This window comes from Pseudomonas tremae (genome assembly GCF_001401155.1).
Classification (GTDB): Bacteria; Pseudomonadota; Gammaproteobacteria; order Pseudomonadales; family Pseudomonadaceae; genus Aquipseudomonas; species Aquipseudomonas tremae.
Window position 1 is genome coordinate 40,865 of the sequence record NZ_LJRO01000041.1, and the last position, 19,995, is coordinate 60,859.

19 protein-coding genes are annotated in these 19,995 nt (G+C 60.8%); 5 read left to right on the forward strand and 14 right to left on the reverse strand.

What is annotated here, in order from left to right; all coding sequences use genetic code 11:
* Positions 1 to 2: 2 nt before the first annotated feature.
* Together ALO43_RS02540 and ALO43_RS02545 are read left to right on the forward strand one after the other, a co-directional pair.
* Complete coding sequence (locus tag ALO43_RS02540; RefSeq protein ID WP_024691223.1) at positions 3 to 686, forward strand: ABC transporter ATP-binding protein; 684 nt, start codon at positions 3 to 5, stop codon at positions 684 to 686.
* On the forward strand, positions 686 to 3,202 hold the full coding sequence (locus ALO43_RS02545; protein WP_054997058.1) for an ABC transporter permease: 2,517 nt from the start codon (positions 686 to 688) through the stop codon (positions 3,200 to 3,202). The genes ALO43_RS02540 and ALO43_RS02545 overlap by 1 nt, the downstream gene beginning before the upstream one ends.
* Before the next feature lie 212 nt (positions 3,203 to 3,414).
* Here ALO43_RS02545 and greB read toward each other — a convergent pair whose 3' ends face one another.
* The 5 genes from greB to ALO43_RS02570 form a co-directional block, all read right to left on the reverse strand.
* Positions 3,415 to 3,888, reverse strand: coding sequence for a transcription elongation factor GreB (greB, locus tag ALO43_RS02550; RefSeq protein ID WP_005886592.1), 474 nt, complete (start codon positions 3,886 to 3,888; stop codon positions 3,415 to 3,417).
* A 46-nt stretch (positions 3,889 to 3,934) separates the two neighbouring features.
* On the reverse strand, positions 3,935 to 4,264 hold the full coding sequence (locus tag ALO43_RS02555; RefSeq protein WP_005886594.1) for a hypothetical protein: 330 nt from the start codon (positions 4,262 to 4,264) through the stop codon (positions 3,935 to 3,937).
* 102 nt (positions 4,265 to 4,366) lie between these two features.
* A complete protein-coding gene (locus ALO43_RS02560) occupies positions 4,367 to 4,675 on the reverse strand; it encodes a hypothetical protein (RefSeq protein WP_054997059.1) in 309 nt (102 codons plus the stop codon).
* 241 nt (positions 4,676 to 4,916) lie between these two features.
* Positions 4,917 to 5,351, reverse strand: a complete 435-nt coding sequence (locus tag ALO43_RS02565) for a DoxX family protein (RefSeq protein ID WP_005886598.1) — start codon at positions 5,349 to 5,351, stop codon at positions 4,917 to 4,919.
* Positions 5,352 to 5,457: 106 nt separating this feature from the next.
* A complete protein-coding gene (locus ALO43_RS02570; RefSeq protein ID WP_024691221.1) occupies positions 5,458 to 6,879 on the reverse strand; it encodes an MltF family protein in 1,422 nt (473 codons plus the stop codon).
* Positions 6,880 to 7,059: 180 nt separating this feature from the next.
* Between ALO43_RS02570 and ALO43_RS02575 the strand changes: the two genes are divergently transcribed.
* From ALO43_RS02575 to ALO43_RS02585, 3 genes are all read left to right on the forward strand, one after another.
* Positions 7,060 to 7,896, forward strand: coding sequence for a TatD family hydrolase (locus ALO43_RS02575; protein WP_005886602.1), 837 nt, complete (start codon positions 7,060 to 7,062; stop codon positions 7,894 to 7,896).
* 84 nt (positions 7,897 to 7,980) lie between these two features.
* A complete protein-coding gene (locus ALO43_RS02580) occupies positions 7,981 to 9,456 on the forward strand; it encodes a methyl-accepting chemotaxis protein (RefSeq protein ID WP_054997060.1) in 1,476 nt (491 codons plus the stop codon).
* Between the two features lie 99 nt (positions 9,457 to 9,555).
* Entirely contained in the window at positions 9,556 to 9,813 is a 258-nt protein-coding gene (locus tag ALO43_RS02585) for a hypothetical protein (RefSeq protein WP_024669757.1), read from the forward strand.
* Here ALO43_RS02585 and ALO43_RS02590 read toward each other — a convergent pair.
* The 9 genes from ALO43_RS02590 to kdpC form a co-directional block, all read right to left on the reverse strand.
* Positions 9,782 to 10,576, reverse strand: a complete 795-nt coding sequence (locus ALO43_RS02590) for an acyl-CoA thioesterase (RefSeq protein WP_053932152.1) — start codon at positions 10,574 to 10,576, stop codon at positions 9,782 to 9,784. The two genes, ALO43_RS02585 and ALO43_RS02590, sit on opposite strands and share 32 nt — an antisense overlap.
* A gap of 127 nt (positions 10,577 to 10,703) precedes the next feature.
* Positions 10,704 to 11,456 carry a CHAD domain-containing protein gene (locus tag ALO43_RS02595; RefSeq protein WP_032619071.1) on the reverse strand — a complete coding sequence of 251 codons (753 nt, stop codon included), beginning with the start codon at positions 11,454 to 11,456 and terminating at the stop codon, positions 10,704 to 10,706.
* Between the two features lie 33 nt (positions 11,457 to 11,489).
* Positions 11,490 to 13,502: a transglutaminase TgpA family protein gene (locus tag ALO43_RS02600; protein ID WP_053932151.1), complete on the reverse strand. Its 2,013-nt coding sequence runs from the start codon at positions 13,500 to 13,502 to the stop codon at positions 11,490 to 11,492.
* Positions 13,499 to 14,482: a DUF58 domain-containing protein gene (locus tag ALO43_RS02605; protein WP_024691214.1), complete on the reverse strand. Its 984-nt coding sequence runs from the start codon at positions 14,480 to 14,482 to the stop codon at positions 13,499 to 13,501. Before ALO43_RS02605 ends, ALO43_RS02600 begins: the two co-directional genes overlap by 4 nt.
* The gene (locus ALO43_RS02610) at positions 14,452 to 15,369 is read right to left on the reverse strand and encodes an AAA family ATPase (RefSeq protein ID WP_005886617.1); all 918 of its coding nucleotides are present in this window, start codon (positions 15,367 to 15,369) and stop codon (positions 14,452 to 14,454) included. Before ALO43_RS02610 ends, ALO43_RS02605 begins: the two co-directional genes overlap by 31 nt.
* Before the next feature lie 173 nt (positions 15,370 to 15,542).
* Entirely contained in the window at positions 15,543 to 15,821 is a 279-nt protein-coding gene (locus ALO43_RS02615; protein ID WP_024669754.1) for a hypothetical protein, read from the reverse strand.
* Between the two features lie 106 nt (positions 15,822 to 15,927).
* Positions 15,928 to 16,620 (reverse strand): response regulator, encoded by a 693-nt coding sequence (locus ALO43_RS02620; protein WP_053481112.1) that lies wholly within the window; start codon positions 16,618 to 16,620, stop codon positions 15,928 to 15,930.
* Between the two features lie 52 nt (positions 16,621 to 16,672).
* Positions 16,673 to 19,336, reverse strand: a complete 2,664-nt coding sequence (locus tag ALO43_RS02625; protein WP_053481113.1) for a sensor histidine kinase — start codon at positions 19,334 to 19,336, stop codon at positions 16,673 to 16,675.
* Between the two features lie 66 nt (positions 19,337 to 19,402).
* The gene (kdpC, locus tag ALO43_RS02630; RefSeq protein WP_024691211.1) at positions 19,403 to 19,975 is read right to left on the reverse strand and encodes a potassium-transporting ATPase subunit KdpC; all 573 of its coding nucleotides are present in this window, start codon (positions 19,973 to 19,975) and stop codon (positions 19,403 to 19,405) included.
* Between the last annotated feature and the right edge of the window lie 20 nt (positions 19,976 to 19,995).

Consider the following 19,995-nt stretch of genomic DNA (forward strand, 5'->3'; position numbering starts at 1 on the left):
CCATGAGTGAAAGTATTCTCAGTGCCCAAAGCCTCAGTAAAGTGGTCCCCAGCACCGAAGGTGACCTGACTATCCTGCACGAACTCTCCCTGGAACTAAACAAGGGCGACACGCTGGCCATCGTCGGCGCATCTGGTTCGGGTAAATCCACGCTACTCGGTCTGCTTGCCGGTCTGGACCTGCCCAGTGCCGGCTCGGTGATTCTTTCGGGGCGCAACCTCAGCGAGCTGGACGAAGACCAGCGCGCCAGGGTGCGCGCCGAGCACGTCGGGTTTGTGTTTCAGTCGTTTCAGTTGCTCGACAGCCTGAACGCGCTGGAAAACGTCATGCTGCCGATGGAGCTGGAGGGCCGCAAGAACGCTCGCGAGAAAGCCCGCCACCTGCTGGAACGTGTAGGGCTGGGCCAACGCCTGACTCACACCCCGCGCCAGCTGTCCGGCGGCGAGCAGCAGCGAGTCGCGATTGCCCGCGCCTTTGCCGCCAACCCGGACGTGCTGTTTGCCGACGAACCCACCGGCAACCTCGACAGCCACACCGGCGAGCGCATCAGCGACTTGCTGTTCGAGCTGAACAAAGAGCGTAATACCACACTGGTACTGGTCACTCACGATGAGCGTCTGGCCCACCGCTGCCACCGTTTGATCCGTCTTGAAGGGGGTCGAATGGTCGCCCCGCTGGAGCCTTGATGGCACGTTTGCCTTTTGCCCGACTGCTGAGCCTTGCCACCCGCCAACTGCTGCGCGACGCCCGTGCCGGTGAATTACGGGTCCTGTTCTTCGCCTTGCTGGTGGCAGTGGCGGCCAGCACCGCTATCGGTTACTTCGGCGCACGCCTGAACGGCGCAATGCTGTTGCGTGCAACCGAGTTCCTCGGCGCCGATCTGATTCTCGAAGGCTCCAGCCCCGCGCGCGTCGAGCAGATCGAGGAAGGCAAACGCCTGCAACTCAAACATGCGCAGATCGTGGTTTTTTCAAGCGTGATCGCCACTGACGCCGGTATCCAGCTGTCGAGCATCAAGGCAGTAGATGATGTGTACCCGCTGCGCGGCGAACTGAAAAGCGCACCGGACCTGTATCAGCCCGAGCAGCCCGGCAGTGGGCCGAACCCCGGCGAAGCCTGGGCGGAGGCGCGATTGTTTCCGGCTGTCGATCTGAAGGTGGGTGACGACATCGATGTCGGCTCCAAAACCTTGAAGCTGACTCGTGTGTTGACCTACGAGCCAGACCGGGCGGGGAATTTCTACAGCCTGACACCTCGGGTCATGATCAACCTGCAAGACCTGGCCGCGACCGGCGTGGTCCAGCCTGGCAGCCGGGTTACCTACCGGGAAATGTGGAGCGGGCCGCCCGAAGCGCTGGCGGCTTACCGCAAAGCGATCGAACCTGGCCTGGAGCCGCACCAGGAAATCAAGGACGCCCGTGACGGCAGTCAGCAGATTGGCGGCGCGCTGGGCAAGGCCGAACGTTATCTGAACATGGCAAGCCTGGTGGCGGTGCTGCTGGCGGGCGTTGCCGTCGCATTGTCTGCCTCCCGATTCGCTGCGCGGCGCTTCGATGCCAGCGCATTGCTTCGCTGCCTCGGCCTGTCGCGGGGCGAAACGATGGCGCTGTTCAGCCTGCAATTGGCAATCATCGGCCTGCTGGCCAGCCTGAGCGGCGCACTGCTGGGCTGGCTGGCACAGCTCGGGCTGTTCGCACTGCTGCAAAATCTGCTTCCGGCCACCGTACCTCCGGGCGGTCTTTTACCCGCGCTGGCCGGCATGGGCACCGGGCTCGTGGCACTGGCGGGCTTCGCGCTGCCGCCGCTGGCTGCCTTGGGACGTGTGCCGCCATTACGCGTATTGCGCCGGGACATGCTGCCTGTCCCTGCCAGCTCGTGGCTGGTGTATGGCGCTGCGTTATTGGCGCTGGGCCTGATCATGTGGCGCCTGAGCCTGGACCTGGTGCTGACCTTTGCCCTGCTGGGTGGTGGCGTGGTCGCTGCGCTGATACTGGGCAGCCTGTTGCTACTGGCACTCAACAGCCTGCGCCGCTTGCTGGCTGGGGCCTCGCTGCCGTGGCGACTGGGTCTGGGGCAACTGCTGCGTTACCCGCTGGCCGCTGCCGGGCAGTCACTGGCCTTCGGACTGATCCTGCTGTCGATGGGCTTGATCGCGCTGCTGCGTGGCGAGTTGCTCGACACCTGGCAGAACCAGTTACCCAAGGATGCACCCAACTATTTTGTACTCAACGTGCTGCCGTCAGACAAAGAGAACTTCGCTCAGACCCTGAGCAAGCTGTCCACTCACTATGCCCCGCTTTATCCGGTGGTGCCGGGGCGTTTGACCAGTATCAATGGCGAACCGGTCAGCAACTTTGTCACCAAAGACTCGCGTGGCGAAAACGCCACGCGCCGTGACCTGAGCCTGACCTGGGCCGCCGATTTGCCCGAGGGCAACGCATTGACCGCCGGCACCTGGTGGAAAGACCTGCCCACCACTGGCCAGAGCGATGCAACGCCGGGTGTGTCAATCGAGACCAAGCTGGCAGAAAGCCTGAAAATCAAACTGGGCGACCGCCTGAGCTTCATTGTCGGCGGCCTGACTCGCGAAGCAGTGGTCACCAGCCTGAGGACGGTGAACTGGGATACCTTCCAGCCCAACTTCTTCATGATCTTTCAGCCAGGTACGCTGGCCGACCTGCCGACCACCTACCTGACCAGTTTTTACCTGCCGCCGGGACAGGACAAACAGATCGTCGAGCTGTCGCGAACCTACCCGTCGATCAGCATTCTGGGCGTTGAAGCCCTGTTGGCGCAGGTGCGCAGCATTCTGGATCAAGTCACTCTGGCGGTGCAGTTCGTGCTGTTGTTCGTATTGGCGGCCGGCATTGCCGTGCTGTTCTCAGGGCTGCAGGCGACACTGGATGAACGCATTCGCCAGGGCGCCCTGTTGCGTGCGCTGGGTGCAGAGCGAGCGTTGCTGATCAAGTCACGACGAATCGAATTCGGTTTGCTGGGCGCTGCCAGTGGTGTGCTGGCAGCGCTGGGCTGTGAGCTGGTGAGTTTTGTGCTGTATCGCTACGCCTTTTCACTGGAATGGCAGCCGCACCCATGGTTGCTGCTGTTGCCGTTGATAGGCGCGCTGCTGGTCGGTGGTGCCGGTGTATTCGGCACCCGCCGTGCGCTGAACGTCAGCCCGTTGACCGTACTGCGTGAGGGGTGAGGCTGGGCCTGCGTGGGAGCCGGGCGGTTATCAAGATCGTCCCCACGCTCTGCGTGGCAATGCAGTTCGTGACGCTCCGCATCGGATGAACCATCGTGGCTTGACCAGCACCACAGAATCTCCCACTGCCCTCGGCCAGAATCATAAGCAGACTTGTGTATAAAGCCGAGCTGCGCGTGGGAATGCCCTTCCGGACCGCACAGCGTCCAGCCTCACTTCTCGTAAACGATCGAATTCACAAACCAGAGCTTCTCGCCCTCCGGGGTGTTGACCAGCACTTCATCGCCCACTTCCTTCTTCAACAAGGCGCGAGCCATAGGCGAGTCGATCGAGATGTAATCATTGCGACCATAGATCTCGTCGTAGCCCACGATACGAAACTTCTTCAGATCGCCCTCTTCATTTTCGATCTCGACCCACGCACCGAAAAACACCCGCCCTTCCTGTTCCGGCGAATACAGGACCACGCGCATGTCTTCAAGGCGCTTGCGCAGGTAGCGCACACGACGGTCGATCTCGCGCAGCAGTTTTTTGTTGTACTGATAATCCGCGTTCTCGCTGCGATCACCCAGCGACGCCGCCCAGGTAACTTTCCGGGTGATGTCGGGGCGGTGCTCTCGCCACAGATAATCGAGTTCTTTCTTCAGGGCTTCGTGCCCGTCCCTGGTGATGATCTTCGTGCTCAAGACGTTTCTCCGGCCCTGCAAAAATCAGTTCAAAGGGTGATAAACGTCACCGACGCGCTACCTCATGCTGGATACAGCCGTCGTAGTAAACCTTGCTGACCGCATCCGGTTTCAACCGTGACTCGCTGTCATACGTCTGCTCAGTGATGCGCAATGCCATGGGGCGCATCCATTGTTTGACGAACTTGCGCGCCTGCAGCTTCTGCCTTGCTCCATAGCGGGTAACGCCTGACAGTTTTGAAGCCTGCGCTCCGCCGGCAATGCTCGAACCCCAGCGACAAAGATAACGCTCGTTTTCCGTGGCGTTTCTGGCCTGAACGGAAAAAGCCAGGCCGGACAGCGCCAAGCACGCCAGAACACAATAAACCAAACGCATGCGAAGACCACCTAATCCTTTGATAAGGCGGCGATTTTGCCTGCGTGACAACATGCCGGGGGCCAGCAATATGCCTTCTATTGCCGTTGGCGACACACTTTCTCAGCCCAGCCTAATAAGCCCCTGACGAGCAATGCGCGTCAGATCACGAATAACCTGCCCGACGTCGTCCGCTCGAAGTGATTGCACCACTGCGAGGTCGAACTGGTCGTTGGCGAAATGGCTCAGCGACTGGTCGGTCTCGACAAACTGGATCAGAAACGCGCAGGAGCCACCGCGCCGACGAGGCCAGCCATCGAGATAACGCAACAGAGTGGGCTGATGGGCACCGCTCAGCAGGATTTTCGGGTTCTTGCGTGACAAGACCGTGCTGATCGGGGAAAGACGAATGAGGGGGCGCAGGTTGTTCATGGTTTTCTCAGCCTCGCAAGATCCGCTGGGCAGCGGTGAGAGGCAACACCGAACCAACGTTTTAGCGGTATTTAGACAAGACTCGAGCCTTGCCAGGCGCCCCGCAAGTAGTTGTTAAATCGGCGCTTGAGCATGCATCGTAGAGAAACGGCCACTTCGTTGTCAATCGCCATCCATGACGCTGGCCTGCAAACGCACGAGGCCCGCCAACAGGCGGGCCTCGCAAGACAAGCGTAGCCGGTTATCGCGCGATCAGGCGGTCCACCGACAGTTTTCCTGCACCCTCGATCAGAACTGCCAGAGCGCCACCGAGCAAAGCCAGTGCGTACTCATAGCCGTTGTTGGCCATGAAGAACCCGTTGTGAATGTGTACGGTAAAGATCGCCACCAGCAACAGCAGGATGACTACCACCGCGGCCGGACGAGCCAGCAGCCCCAGCAGCAGCCCCAGACCGCCAAAAAACTCCGCGCTGCCAGACATCAATGCCATCAGATATCCCGGTGTCAGGCCGAGGCTTTCCATGTAATGCGCTGTGCCTTCCAGGCCGTAGCCTCCGAAAGCACCAAACAGTTTCTGACTGCCGTGGGCGATAAAAGCTATGCCGACGATGATGCGCAGAACGGTCAGGCCGTAGCCGGCGCGTGTGGTAACGATCGAGCGGATGAAGGTGTTCATGTGGATGGCTTCCGAAAGTGATCAAGCTGGAGTGCCGCCATCATAATCGAATGAACTCATGTGAAAATTATAAATAACAGCACATAAGCATCGATAAAATCGATAATCAGCGTTTTGTGGTGGCAGCTTTGCTGCCTTTTTCCAGCGATTCGCGTTCACGGTCGAACGCCAGATAGTACTTGTTTACGCTGTTGACGAACGCGACCACATTCGCACCACCCTGCTCCATCGCCACACGCTCGGTCTGGAAGAACCACTGATTGGGGTTGAGCCCACGCCGCCGAGCTTCTTCGCGCATGCCTTGCACGCGCTCCGGCCCCAGGTTGTAGGCGGCCATCACAAACGCCATGCGCTCGCGCTCGTTGACCTTGTTACTGGAGAAGTATTTGCGCTGGATCAGCGCCATGTAACGCGAGCCTGCGCGGATATTGTCATCAGCGCTCTGAATATTCTGTACGCCAACGCGCTTGGCTGCCGATGGCGTGATCTGCAGCAGGCCTGTCGCACCGCCGCTGCCCTTGGCCGTCGGGTCGAGCTTCGACTCCTTGAACGCCAGCGCCGCGAGGTCCAGCCAGTCCATACCCTGCGCATCCGCATGACGTTGCAGCATGGGTCGCAGCTGCTCAAGACGTTGCAAGTTGTTGCGCACCAGAGGGTTGTTGACCTTGAAGGTGTTCCTGTAAGCGTTCTCGAAAGCCAGGTCATGCTGAGCCGATGGCTTATAGCCCTTGAGGAAGTCATCCACACTGGCGCGCAGCAGGGTCGCGTTGTCACGCACGAACCAGCTGATGTCACCATGAGTCTGCAGGGTCAGATCCCGGTTTATACGCAGCTTGGGCATGATCCTGGCCCAGCGCTCGGCAATGGGCTGTTCGACCAGCGTCATCGGGTAGATACCGGCCTGGACCATTTCCAGTACGTCTTCGACCGCCAGAGTAGGGTCGACCCATTCGATTTTCGCCAACGGCAGCTTGCGCAGTTCCAGTTGCCGATTGACCTGATGCAGCGCCTCATCGGCCGCGCTGCCGGTGGGCAGGCTCAGCGTTCGACCGGACAACTGATCGACCCGACGCAGGCTGCGCTGGCCGCGAACACTGACCAGGACCAGCGGCACGTCATGAATGATCGGGGCGCTGGCCTGAATGCCTTTTGCGTCGCTGATGTCGAGCAGTTCGCCGGGCGCGATCAGATCACCCTCACCACGCTGCAACGCACTCAGCAGTTGATTCTTGGCTTTGGGAATGACCTTGAAGGTGACCTTGCGGCCATCGCGGGCGTGACTGTTGAGATACTCTTCGAACGCTTCCAGACGATGGTATTCGACGCCTATCTCCTGCCCCTTGACGTCGCCCGAACTGTTGCGACTCTGGTTGACCAGTACCCGCAGGACTTTGCTGCTGCGAATGGCAGGCAGGTCACGCACCTGGGTCTTGTGTTGCACAGCTTCCGGGCCGGTCTGGCGCGCAGACGCGTGCAGGGGCAGCAGCGGCAAAAGGCACATGAAGGACACAAGCGCGGATCGAATCATTCGTTTACCCCGGGCAATGCCGGAAAAAAAACAGGAAAAAGAAAGTCTTTGCGTCACGCAGCGGCATCGAGCAGCTAAGAAATCAATGAGCGTTTGCGCCCAATGTCTTGAATACCCTGCCTTTTCTTGTTGTGACCGTAGCTCTGGTATGCTCGGCGGCCTTGAGGCGGAGGTAGCACCATGCAACTCATCGACATCGGCGTCAATCTGACCAACGCAAGCTTCGCGTCCCAGCGACAAGCGGTACTCGACCGAGCCTATGCCGCAGGCGTTTCGCAACTGGTGGTCACCGGCACCAGTATCGAGGGCAGTGAACAGGCCCTGCAGCTGTGTCACGACCTCGATGAACCAGCGCAACAGTTGTTCTGCACGGCGGGTATCCACCCGCACTCAGCGAGCGATTGGACCGGCGACAGCGAGAAACAGTTGCATGCGTTGCTCAAGGAAAATCGCGTTCGTGCTGTAGGTGAATGCGGACTGGACTTCAACCGCGACTTCTCGCCTCGCGCCCAGCAGGAAAAAGTCCTGGAGGCGCATCTGGCGATGGCCGTAGAGCTGCAACTGCCGGTGTTTCTGCATGAGCGCGACGCCAATCAGCGCCTGCTTGAAATCCTGCGCGACTATCGCGACCGTCTGCCCGCGGCAGTGGTGCATTGCTTTACGGGGGAACGCACAGCGCTGTTCAGCTATCTGGACATGGACCTGCACATCGGCATAACTGGCTGGATCTGCGACGAGCGACGCGGCACGCATCTGCATGCGCTGGTGGGCAACATCCCTCGTGGTCGGCTGATGCTCGAGAGCGACGCGCCCTATCTGCTGCCTCGCAGCCTGCGCCCGAAACCGAAAAATGGCCGCAACGAACCCGCCTTCCTGCCCGAAGTACTGCGTGAGGTGGCCCTGCACAGGGGTGAAAGCCAGGAAGACCTGGCGCGCCACAGCACAGCGTGCGCCCGGGCATTTTTCAGCTTGCCGACAGTAGAGCCGACAGCCGGTGAAAATCTGCAGCTTTCTTGACCCGTATCAACAGGGACTTCAATGAATGAGGCACTGTGATGGCACCTTGCTGCTACTTCACACGATCATCATAGAAGACCTCACATGGGCTCATGGCTTGGCAACCTTTCACTGAAATACAAATTCTGGGCCGTCAACGCGGTCGCCTTCGTCACCACGCTGTTGCTGGTGCTGTACGCCTTGCAGGTGGAACAGCAGGCGCGCGCGGAAACCTCACGCGAAGCCGCGCAATTGCAGGCTCGCCTGCTGGCTGTGTGGCCTGCTGAAACGCCGCTGCCTGCAAGCGACACGCTGCTGATCTACGACAAAGGGCAGGCCCCCGAGCTGAACTCGATCACCCTGCCGGAACTGGCCAACGCCAGTGACTGGGTAATGCTCGACAAGCGGCTGGGCGACCGAGTGCTGAGCGGCGCTCAGATCGTCTCTGCCCGCAATGGTCAGCACCTCGCGGTGCTGGCCTTCACTCCCACCTTCATGGAGACGCTTGAGGCTCGCTTCACGCATTACGCCGTCGCGGTTTTCGTGTTGATGATGCTGATGCTGTGTGCGTCGCAACTGCTGATCCGCTTTCTGCTCAGCCAGCTCAATGCGCTCAAGGACGTGATGCTGCATGTCGAGAAAACCGGCGACCTGGCGGCACGTGTCGCCAACCGTAGCGATGACGAGGTCGGGCAGATGGCCAAGGCATTCAACGCGATGCAGGCCGGGTATCAGCGGGTGGTCGATACCGTTTCGCAAACTGCCGGACGTCTGGATCTGGGCGCCGCCCAACTGGCGGCGGGCATGAAGGATGTGCGTCAGGGCATGCTGGGCCAGCAAAGCGAGACTGATCAAGTGGCGACCGCGATCAACGAAATGACGGCCACGGTTCATCACATCGCTCAGCACGCCAGCACCACCCGCGATCAGTCGCAGACCGCCGATGCGCTGGCAGGCAGCGGCAAGGCAGTGGTCGATCGCGTGCAGGTGTCTATTGCCGGGCTTTCCAGCGGCGTGCAGCAGACCGCCGAGATGATCAAGCGCATGGCCGAGGACAGCCAGAAGATCAATGGCGTGGTCAATGTGATCCACAGTATTGCCGAGCAGACCAACCTGCTGGCGTTGAACGCTGCCATCGAGGCGGCACGCGCCGGGGAAATGGGCCGGGGGTTTGCCGTGGTGGCCGATGAGGTGCGCAACCTGGCCAGACGGGTACAGACTTCGACCGACGAAATCACCACGATGGTCTCGACCTTGCAGAACGGCACCCGCGATGCGGTGGATTTTATGCAGGACAGCTCGTTCAAGGCGGATGAATGCGTGCAACAAGCCAAAGAGGCAGGCGAAGCGTTGGCAGCCATCGCAAGCGCTGTGGCGCAGATGCGCGAAAGCAATACGCAGATCGCCGTTGCGGCCCAGCAGCAGAGTCAGGTGGCCGAAGAAATGAATCGTGCGGTCGTGAGCATTCGCGACGTCACCGAGCGCACGGTAATCCAGACGGTGCAATCCGCCACCACCAGCGATGAACTCGCCACCCTGGCAGGCGAGCTGAATGCCGCTATCGGCCAGCTCAAGCTGTAACAGGCTATCGACGCGATAGACAGGCTTGCCTCGTCAGTCAATACACGCAGGCCTATTCTTCAGGCATTGATTGAACGATGCGTTGAAGAGGACAGCATGATGAACAAACCACTTTCCGGTGTGCAGATGAACCCATGGCGTGATACCAGCGCCGATCAGGTGCATTCGACCAGCGTGGCCCTGTACCTGATCGCCGTGCCGCTGTTCATTCTGGCGACACTGCTGATCTTGAACGGCCTGTTCTCCGAAAGCCTGTCGTCCGTCGCAATCGGCGTGATCGGGATGGTTGCGGCGCTGGCCTTCCAGCGAAAGGACGCTGCCCGGATCAGCCAAACACAGTCACGGTCTGACGACTGATCGCTATCAGCTCACCCTCCGGGCTCCACAATGCAGCAGCGGTGTGACCATAGCCGTCACGCGCGTGCTCGATGACTGCGCGATAGCTGCACCACTGTAAAGTGTCGAGCACCGGCTGCGGCTGCACGAACTCGATGGTCCAGGTCAGCGAACTGCCTGGCGCCGGTTTGTTCAGATGCGGCAGCACCGCTGGCGGCCAAGTATCGACCAACGCCAGGATGTGCGCCTCGCTCACAGGCTTTGCGTGTTCTTCACGAAACCGCACATAGCCGCCGATCGCAGGTGATTGCGTATTGCTGAAAGGCATGCCACCCAGCGCCCAGCGAATGTCCATGAAGCGTAGATAATCGGGCATCACGCCGCTGGCAAAAGGCAGCTCCGGACATTGATCGACAGGTTTCAGGTCTGGTGCAGGCTCGGCGGCGACGGTAATCATCGACTCGCGGGACGCACCGAAGCTGCCCTGTATCAGCGTCATCACCTGACCATTCTGCATCGCGCGGCCCAACACCTGACTGACGGCCTTGCCATGGCGCAGAATATCGACCTCGAATGAAACCGGCACACCTGGTTCGGCAGGCCCCACGAAGGTGATTGCCAGCGAGCGAATCGGTCGCCCTTCCGGCACTTGGGCACGCATGGCTTCATAGGTCAGAGCAGCCATGAGCCCACCGAAGCAGGCACGCCCCTGCGACCACTCGGCAGAAATGGTCACAGAGAGCGGGTTGTCACGGATTGCATCGATCAGTTCAGAAAAAGTCATGGTGGTTCCACCGGCTTGAAAGGCGATTGATGATAACCATCCTCTTACTGGCTGACAGGGTACATATCGGCCATTCTTGCGGCTTGATGTTGCGCCGCGCCCGCAAACAAGTGACAGGCACGTGGCGTCAGAAACACGCTTTGGCAAGTCGCTTGAGCGAGGCCTCTGCCTTGCGCTCGGCACGTACGATACCGATCTGCCAGCCAGGTATGCACGGTGCCAGATCCGACTGTTCTCCAGCCTGAGCAAGCCACTGCAGGTGATCGTGCCAGTCACCGAGTTCGCTCTGGGCAGACTTCAGCCGGGCCTGCATGTTTTTTGGCTGATGACTGAGTTCGGGATAGGCTTCGGCGGCATAACGCACGCGCTTGATCAGCAGACGCAGGTCGTGTCGATCATGGTCCGGTTCGGCTATGGCCACACGCAGCTTGCGCCATTGTTTGTCCATGCGCTTTTCAACGGTCTTGCGCAGCCCGCGCAACTGACCTTGGCGCTGTTGCAGGCGCAATGAGGCGGGAAAGCCATCGATCAGGCTCAGCAGCCGGCTCAGCTCACCTGATGTAGCCACCTTCGGACAGGCATCGGCCAAGTGCTGGCTGCGTTTGAAGGCGGCTTCGTTCAGCCCCTGTTCTTCCAGAAAAGAAGCCAGCACCTGCATGTCGCGCAAGGGCGTGGTCAACTGTCCTACGGCCTTGGCTGCCTCTTCCAGCGCAGCGGCAGCCGGTATTTCTCGCAAGGGCCGCAATACACTGCGCAGACGGCGCACAGTGGTGCGCAAATCATGCAACGCTTCGCTGTCTGTCGACACCGCCAGACGCGCCTGACAAGCAAGCAGCTTGACATCCAGCGCGAGTATTTCGGCGACCAGATGATTCACCATTGACGACATGCTGTTCCCCTTCGACAAAACCATTCATGAATGCCTGTCCGTGACGGCTGACAACCGCCAGGGCAGACGACGGCGCAACGTCCTCAACGCTTGTTTCAAACGACTCGCAGAGGCAAGTCGCCCAGCGTAACGTTGCGCCTGAAACTCCAGAACGAAGCCTTCGATGGCTTCGGCATGCTGCGGAAAGAACAGCGCCGCACGACTACCGAAAGCCGCTGCGCCCTCGCCTGGCATACGACGCAGACCGTGGCGAGCCAGCAAGCGTTCAAATGTGTTGAACAGACGAAGCTGCGCATCGCTCTCGCGCAGCCACGGCTTGAACAGCCAAAAGGCGATCAAGCCCAGCGAAAGCAAGGTTCCCAGCACAAAAACCGGCGCCTGAAAGCCCGAAAACCAGCGCCCGAGAATGTGTAACTGTTGTTGTCCCTGATAGCCAAGCACCCAACGCTGCCACCCGTAATTGAGGCTGTCCCAACTCAGACGCAAAGCATTGACCCAAGGCACATTGCGGTAACGCAACGCTGAAAGCGGCGAGTCTTGGAGGAACGCCTCGTCAGCCGCCAATGCCTGCTCCAGCCCTTGTTCAATGCGCTGTGGCGCAACCGCAGCGGTAGGGTCGACAGTGCGCCAGCCAACACCTGGCTGCCAATACTCGACCCAGGCGTGCGCGTCGAACTGGCGCACAGTCAGATACTGCCCGTCGGGGTTAAGCTCGCCGCCTTGATAGCCGGCCACCACCCGCGCCGGAATGCCTGCCGCACGCAGCACAAACGTCATGGCCCCGGCATAGTGGGCGCAGAAGCCTTGGCGGCTGACAAACAGGAACTCATCGATACTGTCACTGCCCAGCGGGGCCGGCTTGAGGGTGTAATGGAACGGTTGATCGCTGAAATACCCGAGCATTGCCTCGACCAGCGCATCAGGCTTGGCGTAACGGCGGCGCAGATCATCGGCCCATTGGCGGGCGCGATCGTTGCCTTTGGCAGGCAATTGCAGGTTCTGGCGCTGAACCTGCTCGTTTGGCTGAGGGTCGCGAATGCTCTGCGGCCACGAGCTGACTGCGTATAACAGCGACTGCTCTACGGGACGTCTGCGTTGCAGGCGGAAATCGCTCATCTGCCTTACGTCGGGCAAGGCAGTTTCGGCCACATCAAGGCCCAATAGCCAGGGTCGGCCGCTGGCTTCCATGACAACGCTGTAGGCCAGCGGATCGCCGCGTTTCTCCCACTGCGGGATCTGCACGGTCTGGGCACGTGCTGACTGTGACCAGCGGCGTCCGTCAAACTGCTCAAGGGTCAGACCACGCCAGTACAACTGATTACGCGCCGGTATCGGCCCGTCAAAACTGGCGCGAAACACCAGCGCAGGTGACTTGCTCAACTCGGCCATATCGCCGGGCGCCATGTTGTCGGACAGGCCGGTAACGCCCTTGTTGCTCGGCTGCGGCAATGACCATAGCGGATCCAGCCTGGGGAAGAACAGGAACAACAAGAGCATCAGCGGCACTGCCTGGGCCATCAGTTTGAAAGCCAGCTTCAACGTGTCGGATGATCTGCCCGCGAGATCGGACTGCTGCAGACCGATCAGCGCCGCCAGCAGCGCACCGACAGGCAGTACACTGAAGAGCGCCCACAACAGATTGTCTTCAAACAGATAACCAACTGCCACGCAAAAAAAACCGAGAAAAATCAACACCCGTGCGTCGCGACGATTGTTCATTTCGAGCATTTTCAGGACGAACGCTGCGACCAGCAGCGCAGCGCCCGCGTCCAGCCCCACCAGGCTGCCGCGCGCCAGGTACACGCCACCCGCAGTGCCCACCAGCAACCCCGACTTGACCCAGGTGCCAGGCAACCGCACGCGCATCCGCATGGCCTGGATTCGCCATAACGTGCAGCCCAGCCACAGGATGATGATGGAAGCGGGCACATGCAGCGCGAACGGCAACACCACCAGTGCCTGCGCCAGCAACAGCCAGACAAGACTGGCCCGGGGGATCGGCGCAATCGGCGGCGCAGCGCCTGCCTTGCCGCTCATGATCGGTAGCCGTACAGCGCCAGTGCGCGCAGGCAGGCTTCGCGGTGTGCGTCACCGCTGCCCATCGTCGAGAGGAAGCCCGGCAGTCGCAAGGCGAACGGCTGACAGCGCCGAGACAGCTCAAGTACCCAGTAACACAGCCGCGACAGCCGGTCTTCGATATTGCCGCCAAGCGCCATGAAATCCAGGCAAACGTCATGGCCGCTCAGATCGGTGAAATCCTTGACCAGCAGGCCCTGACCTCGCGAGTACGCTTTCCAGTGCAGACGATTGCGGTTATCGCCCGGCTGGTAGACGCGAAGGCCCTGGTAATCGTCTACACCCGCGCCTTGAGTCGCATGCCCCTCATCCTCGCTATGAGGCCGACCGCCCTTGAGCAGCGGCATGGCGCCAGCCAACGGCCGGGGATATATCAACGCACTCTGCTGCAGATCCAGCCAACTCCAGGCACGGAAGATGCCCAGCGGGAACACGCTTTCGACCCGCAACCTGGGCGCATGTAGCCAGCCACGTTTTTCGGCAGGCAGCGTCAGTTCCAGAGCAGTCAAGCCGCGCGGGAGTACGTCGCCCGGCTGCAGCGCAGTGGCGGTCCAGCCCAGACCTACTGCGTGATGAGCCTGGCCGGCGCTTTCCAGCCGCAAATGCAGCTGCACCGACTCGCCAACGAACACCGGGCGTGCGACACCTGCACTGAGAATCAAACCGCTGATGTTGCGGTAGGTATGCAAGATGGCCAGCACACCCACTGACAGCAGCAAGAACGTCAGACCGTAGGCCAGACTGTTCTGATAATTGATCGCCACCAGCAGCATCAGTATCAACACCAGCGCAAAGGTCATGCCGGTCCGCGTCGGCATGATGAAGATGCGCCGGTGATCAAGTGTAATTCGCGACGCCGCAGGGATGCGTTTCACCAGCCAGCGTTGCCAGAGCGGTTTGAACGGCTGGATCAAAGCGCAGGCACCTCGCGCAGCAGCCACTGCACCAGCGAACCACCGCCATGCCCGGTCGGGTCACTGCGCTCGCGCAACCGGTGTCCGACCACCGAGGGCAACACCGCCTGCACGTCCTCGGGAATCACGTAATCACGTCCCGACAACATGGCCCAGGCACGCGCCGCTGCCAGAATCGCCAGGCTCGCCCTGGGTGACAGGCCGTAGGCAAACTGCGGCTGGCTGCGTGTTGCATCAACCAGACGCAGCACATAATCGACCAGCGCATCACTGGCCCGCACCTGGCGTGACTGCGCCTGAAGCTCGCCCAGCAAGGCATGATTCAGAATCGGCTGCAGACGCGGCAACAGCTCGCGGCGCGACTCGCCGAGCAGCAAGGCTTTTTCGGCGGCTCTTGCGGGGTAGCCCATGGAAATGCGCATCAGGAACCTGTCCAGCTGCGACTCGGGCAAGGCAAAGGTGCCCCCGGAGCTGAAGGGGTTCTGGGTGGCGATCACAAAGAATGGATCAGGCAACAGACGGGTTGCGCCTTCGATGGACACCTGCCCCTCCTCCATGGCTTCCAGCAGGGCGCTCTGACTTTTGGGTGTGGCGCGATTGATTTCATCGGCCAGCACAAGCTCGGCGAAGATCGGCCCTGGGTGGAAGGTAAACTGCCCACTGTCCCGGTCAAACACCGAAGTGCCGAGGATGTCGCCCGGCAATAGGTCAGAGGTGAACTGAATTCGCTGATAGCTCAGGCCGAGAATTTTCGCCAGCGCATGGCTGAGGGTCGTCTTGCCCATACCCGGCAAGTCCTCGATCAGTAAATGCCCGCCGCCGATCAGGCACGTCATCGCCAGTCTTACCTGCGCTTCCTTGCCCAGCACCACCTCGTTGATGGCACTGAGGCACGCATCGAGTTTTCTACCCATCGAAAAGCCCCTTCCGGCAACTGCTTCATGACTATGGGACTGCAAGCGATGCCAAACGTCCGAACACTCTACGTTGAGAGTAGGCCGTTTCGCTAAAGTTGGAAGGGATTTGATGTGATGCTGGATGCTCTGCGTCCGCGATGAAAAGTACAGCGCGGACGCAGAATCAGCCATTAACGGCCAGCGCGGGATTCGCGGATGTAGAAGCGGGCTTTCTCGGCTTTCTGAGTGCAGCCTTCGAAAGCTTCGAACTGTTGCTGGGTCTTGGCGCCGGTCAGCAGCGACAGGGCTTTGGAGTAGCTGACGGTGCCGGCGAAGCCTTCGGCCTTGGCCAGATCAAGTTCGTGCCAGGCAGCGTCTATTTCAGTCGCGCAGCTGTCGCGATACCCGGTCTTGCCGGCACAACCTGCAAGAACCAAAACGAGCAATGGCAGACAGATCAGGGCTTTCATGGGGTGTTACCTCAAGAGTAAATACGGAGTGTGCGCCTTTGACGGTCCGGCGTATCAAAAGTGCCGTGCCACAAGGGCCGTAATCGTTGTTTTCATCTTCCAGCCGCTAGCCATCGGCGAGCAGTCTATACCCGATGCCTGCCTCGGTGATGATGAACCTCGGCGCGGTCGGATCATCGCCCAGTTTCTGACGCAAATGCCCGACTACGATACGCAGATAATGGCTGTCTTCGGTGTGGGTCGGGCCCCAGATGTCCTTGAGCAACTGCTGCTGGGTAATGACTCGCCCAGGGTGCCGCGACAATTGCGCCAACACGGCGTATTCCTTGCGGGTGAGTGCTACTTCCTGCTCATCGAGCAATACGCGGCGGTAAGCCAGGTCGACAGTCAACGGGCCGAAGCGCAAGGCGGCGTCGGGCTTTTCACCGCCCGAGACCTGCCTGAGCAACGCCCGGACCCTGGCCAGAAACTCCTGAATGCCGAAAGGTTTGGTCACATAATCGTTGGCCCCGGCATCCAGCGCCTGAACCTTCTGAGCCTCGCTGGCGCGCACCGAAAGTACCAAAACCGGCACAGCCGACCACTCTCGAAATTCGCTCAGCACCTGCTGGCCGTCCATGTCCGGCAGGCCGAGGTCGAGAACCAGCAAGTCCGGTTTGCCCAGTGCAGCCTGAGTCAAACCCTCCATACCGGTGGCTGCTTCGAGCACTTTGTAACCCTGGGACACGAGGCTGATCCGCAGAAACTTACGAATCTGCGGCTCGTCGTCGATGACCAGAATCGTCGCGACCTGACTCATGCCTGAAGCGCCGTTGCAGCACTGCAAAGCCGCACTGACGTAACCGATGTTCTCAAACAGTTTCCTCCACTTCGCCGTCCGGCTGCGCCTGTAACGGCAGAAACAATGTGATACGTGTGCCCAGCCCGTCGATACCGTCCTCGACAGCCAGTCGCCCGCCATGCGCACCAATCATACCCTGACAGATCGCCAGCCCGAGCCCGGTGCCCTGCCCTCCGCGATCACCGCGCGCAGCGGTGTAAAACATGTCGAAAATCTTCGCCCGCTCATCCTCGGGAATGCCAGGCCCTTCATCACTGACCGAGAAAAACAGCTCGCTGTCGACGACGCCGGCCGCCACTTGCAAGCGCCCTTCGACAGGAGAAAAGCGTGCGGCATTCTCCAGAACGTTGACCAGTGCCTGCTCGATCAACGCTGCGTGGACGTACAACAACGGCAACTCGCCGGGCACCTGTGTGCTGACCTGCAACGGAGCCAATACCGCCCGCAGGCGATTGAGCGCGCTGCCTACGATATCGGCAGGCGACACCCAATCTCGAGCCAGCTTCAGCGCGCCGTGCCCAAGGCGTGTCATGTCCAGCAGGTTCTGAATGTAACGGTCCAGGCGCTCTGCCTCGTCGCGGGTGCCTTCCAGCAGTTCGCGACGATCTTCCAAGGGGATGGCCTCGCCCAAAGCCAGCAGGCTGTCGATGCTGCCGCGCATTGAGGTCAGCGGGGTGCGCAGGTCGTGCGACACCGATGCCAGCAAGGCGCTGCGCAGTTGTTCGGTTTCGCCGTGCAGGCGCGCCGCCTCGAGCTCCTGCGCCAGTTGCGCACGGGCCAAGGCCTGGGCGAGTGGCTGAGTCAGTGCAGCAAGCAGCCGCCTGTGCTGGTCAGTAAACGACTGCCCTTCCCGTGCACAAACACCCAGCAAGGCCAGCGGCCCTTCTTCTGCGGTAATCGGCCACCACCACCAGCGACCTGACGGCAAAGTGCCTGTACCGCTGCCTGCGGGCTGGTCGTGCTGCCATGCCCAGTCGGCAGCGGCGCGCTCGGCCTCGGAAAAGGTCAGCGGCCCTCCGGTTTCGACCACCCAGCCGCCCTGCCCGTCTCGCCCCACCAGACACAGGTGTAACTCTTTCCAGCCGGAAAAATGCTGCTCGGCGGCATTGAGTACTGCCTTGCGGTCAGTGGCGGCGGTCATTTTGCGCGACAGGTCGAGCAACTCGCTGGTCTGTTCCTGCGTATCACGCAAGGCTTGCAACTGCCGGCGCTGGCGTGCCGCCAGCTTGCCGGTCAGGGCTGACATAAGCAGGAAGAACAACAGCGTCAATACGTCCTCTTCGCGCTGGATGTTCAGCGAGAAGCTCGGCGGAATGAACAGAAAGTCATAGGCCAGAAACGACAGCCCGGCGCAGGCCAATGCCGGCCCCATGCTGCTGCGCACCGCCACCAGCAGCACTGCAGCCAGAAAGATCAGCGATATATTGGGCAGCGCCAGAACGCCTGCAACTCCCCAGGCCACCAGGCTGGCGATCAGCGTGGCAACGAAAGCCAAGCCGTAATCGAACCACACCACTTCGTGAGCCGGACGCGCGCGCGGCGGTTGATCAGGTAGCTCTTCGCTGTCATCGAGCACCGAGATTTCCAGCCCGTGCCCTTCGCGCAGCAAGCGTGCGGCGACACCGCCGCCAAATACCTTTCGCCGCCAATGCCGACGCGACTGGCCAACCAGTACCACGCTGGCGCGTCGCTCGATGGCGTGCTGCACCAGCGTCCTGGCGACCTCACCGGCACGTAACGATACCGCTTCGCCGCCCAGTCGCTCGGCCAGTTGCTGGGCACTTTGCAAGCGAGCACGGGATTGCTCGTCGAGAGTTTGCCCGTCATCCACGTGCACCGCGCTCCACGGCAGATGGCGACGCTGGGCCACTCGGCTGGCATGGCGCACCAGGCGCTCTGCATGGATATCGCCATCAATCCCCACCAGCATTCGCCCGCGCACGGCCGGCGCCGACTGGCCCAGTTGTCGGTAGCCTTGCGCCAGATCGTTATCGACCTGCGCGGCAGCCGTCTGCATGGCCATCTCGCGCAGTGCAGTGAGGTTGGTCTGGGTAAAAAAGGCGTCGATGGCCGCGCGTGCCTGCTCCGGCACGTAGACCTTGCCGTCGCGCAAGCGCTCCAGCAGCTCGCGCGGCGGCAAGTCGATCAGGACCAGGTCGAAGGCTTCCTGCAACACCCAGTCCGGCAGCGTTTCGCGCACCTGCACGCCAGTGATGCCGCGCACCTGATCATTCAGACTTTCCAGGTGCTGGACGTTGACCGTGGTGTAGACGTCGATGCCAGCAGCCAGCAGTTCCTGAATGTCCTGCCAGCGTTTGGTGTGCCGGCTGCCAGGCGCATTGGTGTGCGCCAGTTCGTCGACCAGCACCAGGCTCGGCGCGGCCTTGAGCAGAGCGTCCAGGTCCATTTCTTCGAGGGTCATGCCGCGATATTCAGTGCGCAGCAAGGGCTGCTGTGGCAGCCCGTTGAGCAATGCTTCCGTTTCCGCTCGGCCGTGAGTTTCCACCACGCCCGCCAGCACCCTAACGCCCTGACGCAATTGCGCATGGGCTGCCTGAAGCATGGCGTAGGTCTTGCCGACACCCGGCGCAGCACCGAGAAAAACCTTCAGCCGCCCACGGCCTTCGCGGGGTAATTGGGCCAACAATGCATCAGCTCGACCGGAATCACTCACGTGGCTACCACCCTCTCTAAGATCAGTTACAGCGTAGCGACGCTGCTGCAATCAATGCGCAATTTGTTACAACTGCGCGTTGCGCGGTGCAGACGGTAACTGATTCAGGCTCATATTCAAGGTCAATACGTTGACCACCGGCGGACCGATGAGCGGGCGCTGGGTATTGGCCTCGATCAGCGCCTGTATTTTATCCATCGGCATTTGCCGGGCCGCTGCCACGCGGCTGGCCTGCCAGGCAATGGCTTCGGGTGACAAATGAGGATCAAGACCACTGCCTGACGTCGTCAGCAAGGCCATCGGCACAGGCCCGGCAGCGGGGTTGGCCAGTTTGGCGGCGTCCTCCGTGACGCGTGTCGCCAGCGCCGGGTTGCTCGGTGCGAAGTTGCTGGCGCCGCTGGCCACGGTCGCAAAAGCACCTGCCGAGGGACGCGACTGGAACCACTCATCGCCGGTAAACGCCTGGGCGATCAGTGAAGATCCGCGCACCTTGCCCGTTTCGTCATACATCAGACTGCCATTGGCCTGCGCCGGAAACGCTACTTGCGCCACTCCGGTGACCAGCAGCGGATAGGCAACACCGGTAATCAGGCTCATCAACACAATCAGGCTCAGGGCCGGACGCACTACACTGGACATCTGCATTTCCTCAATAAGGT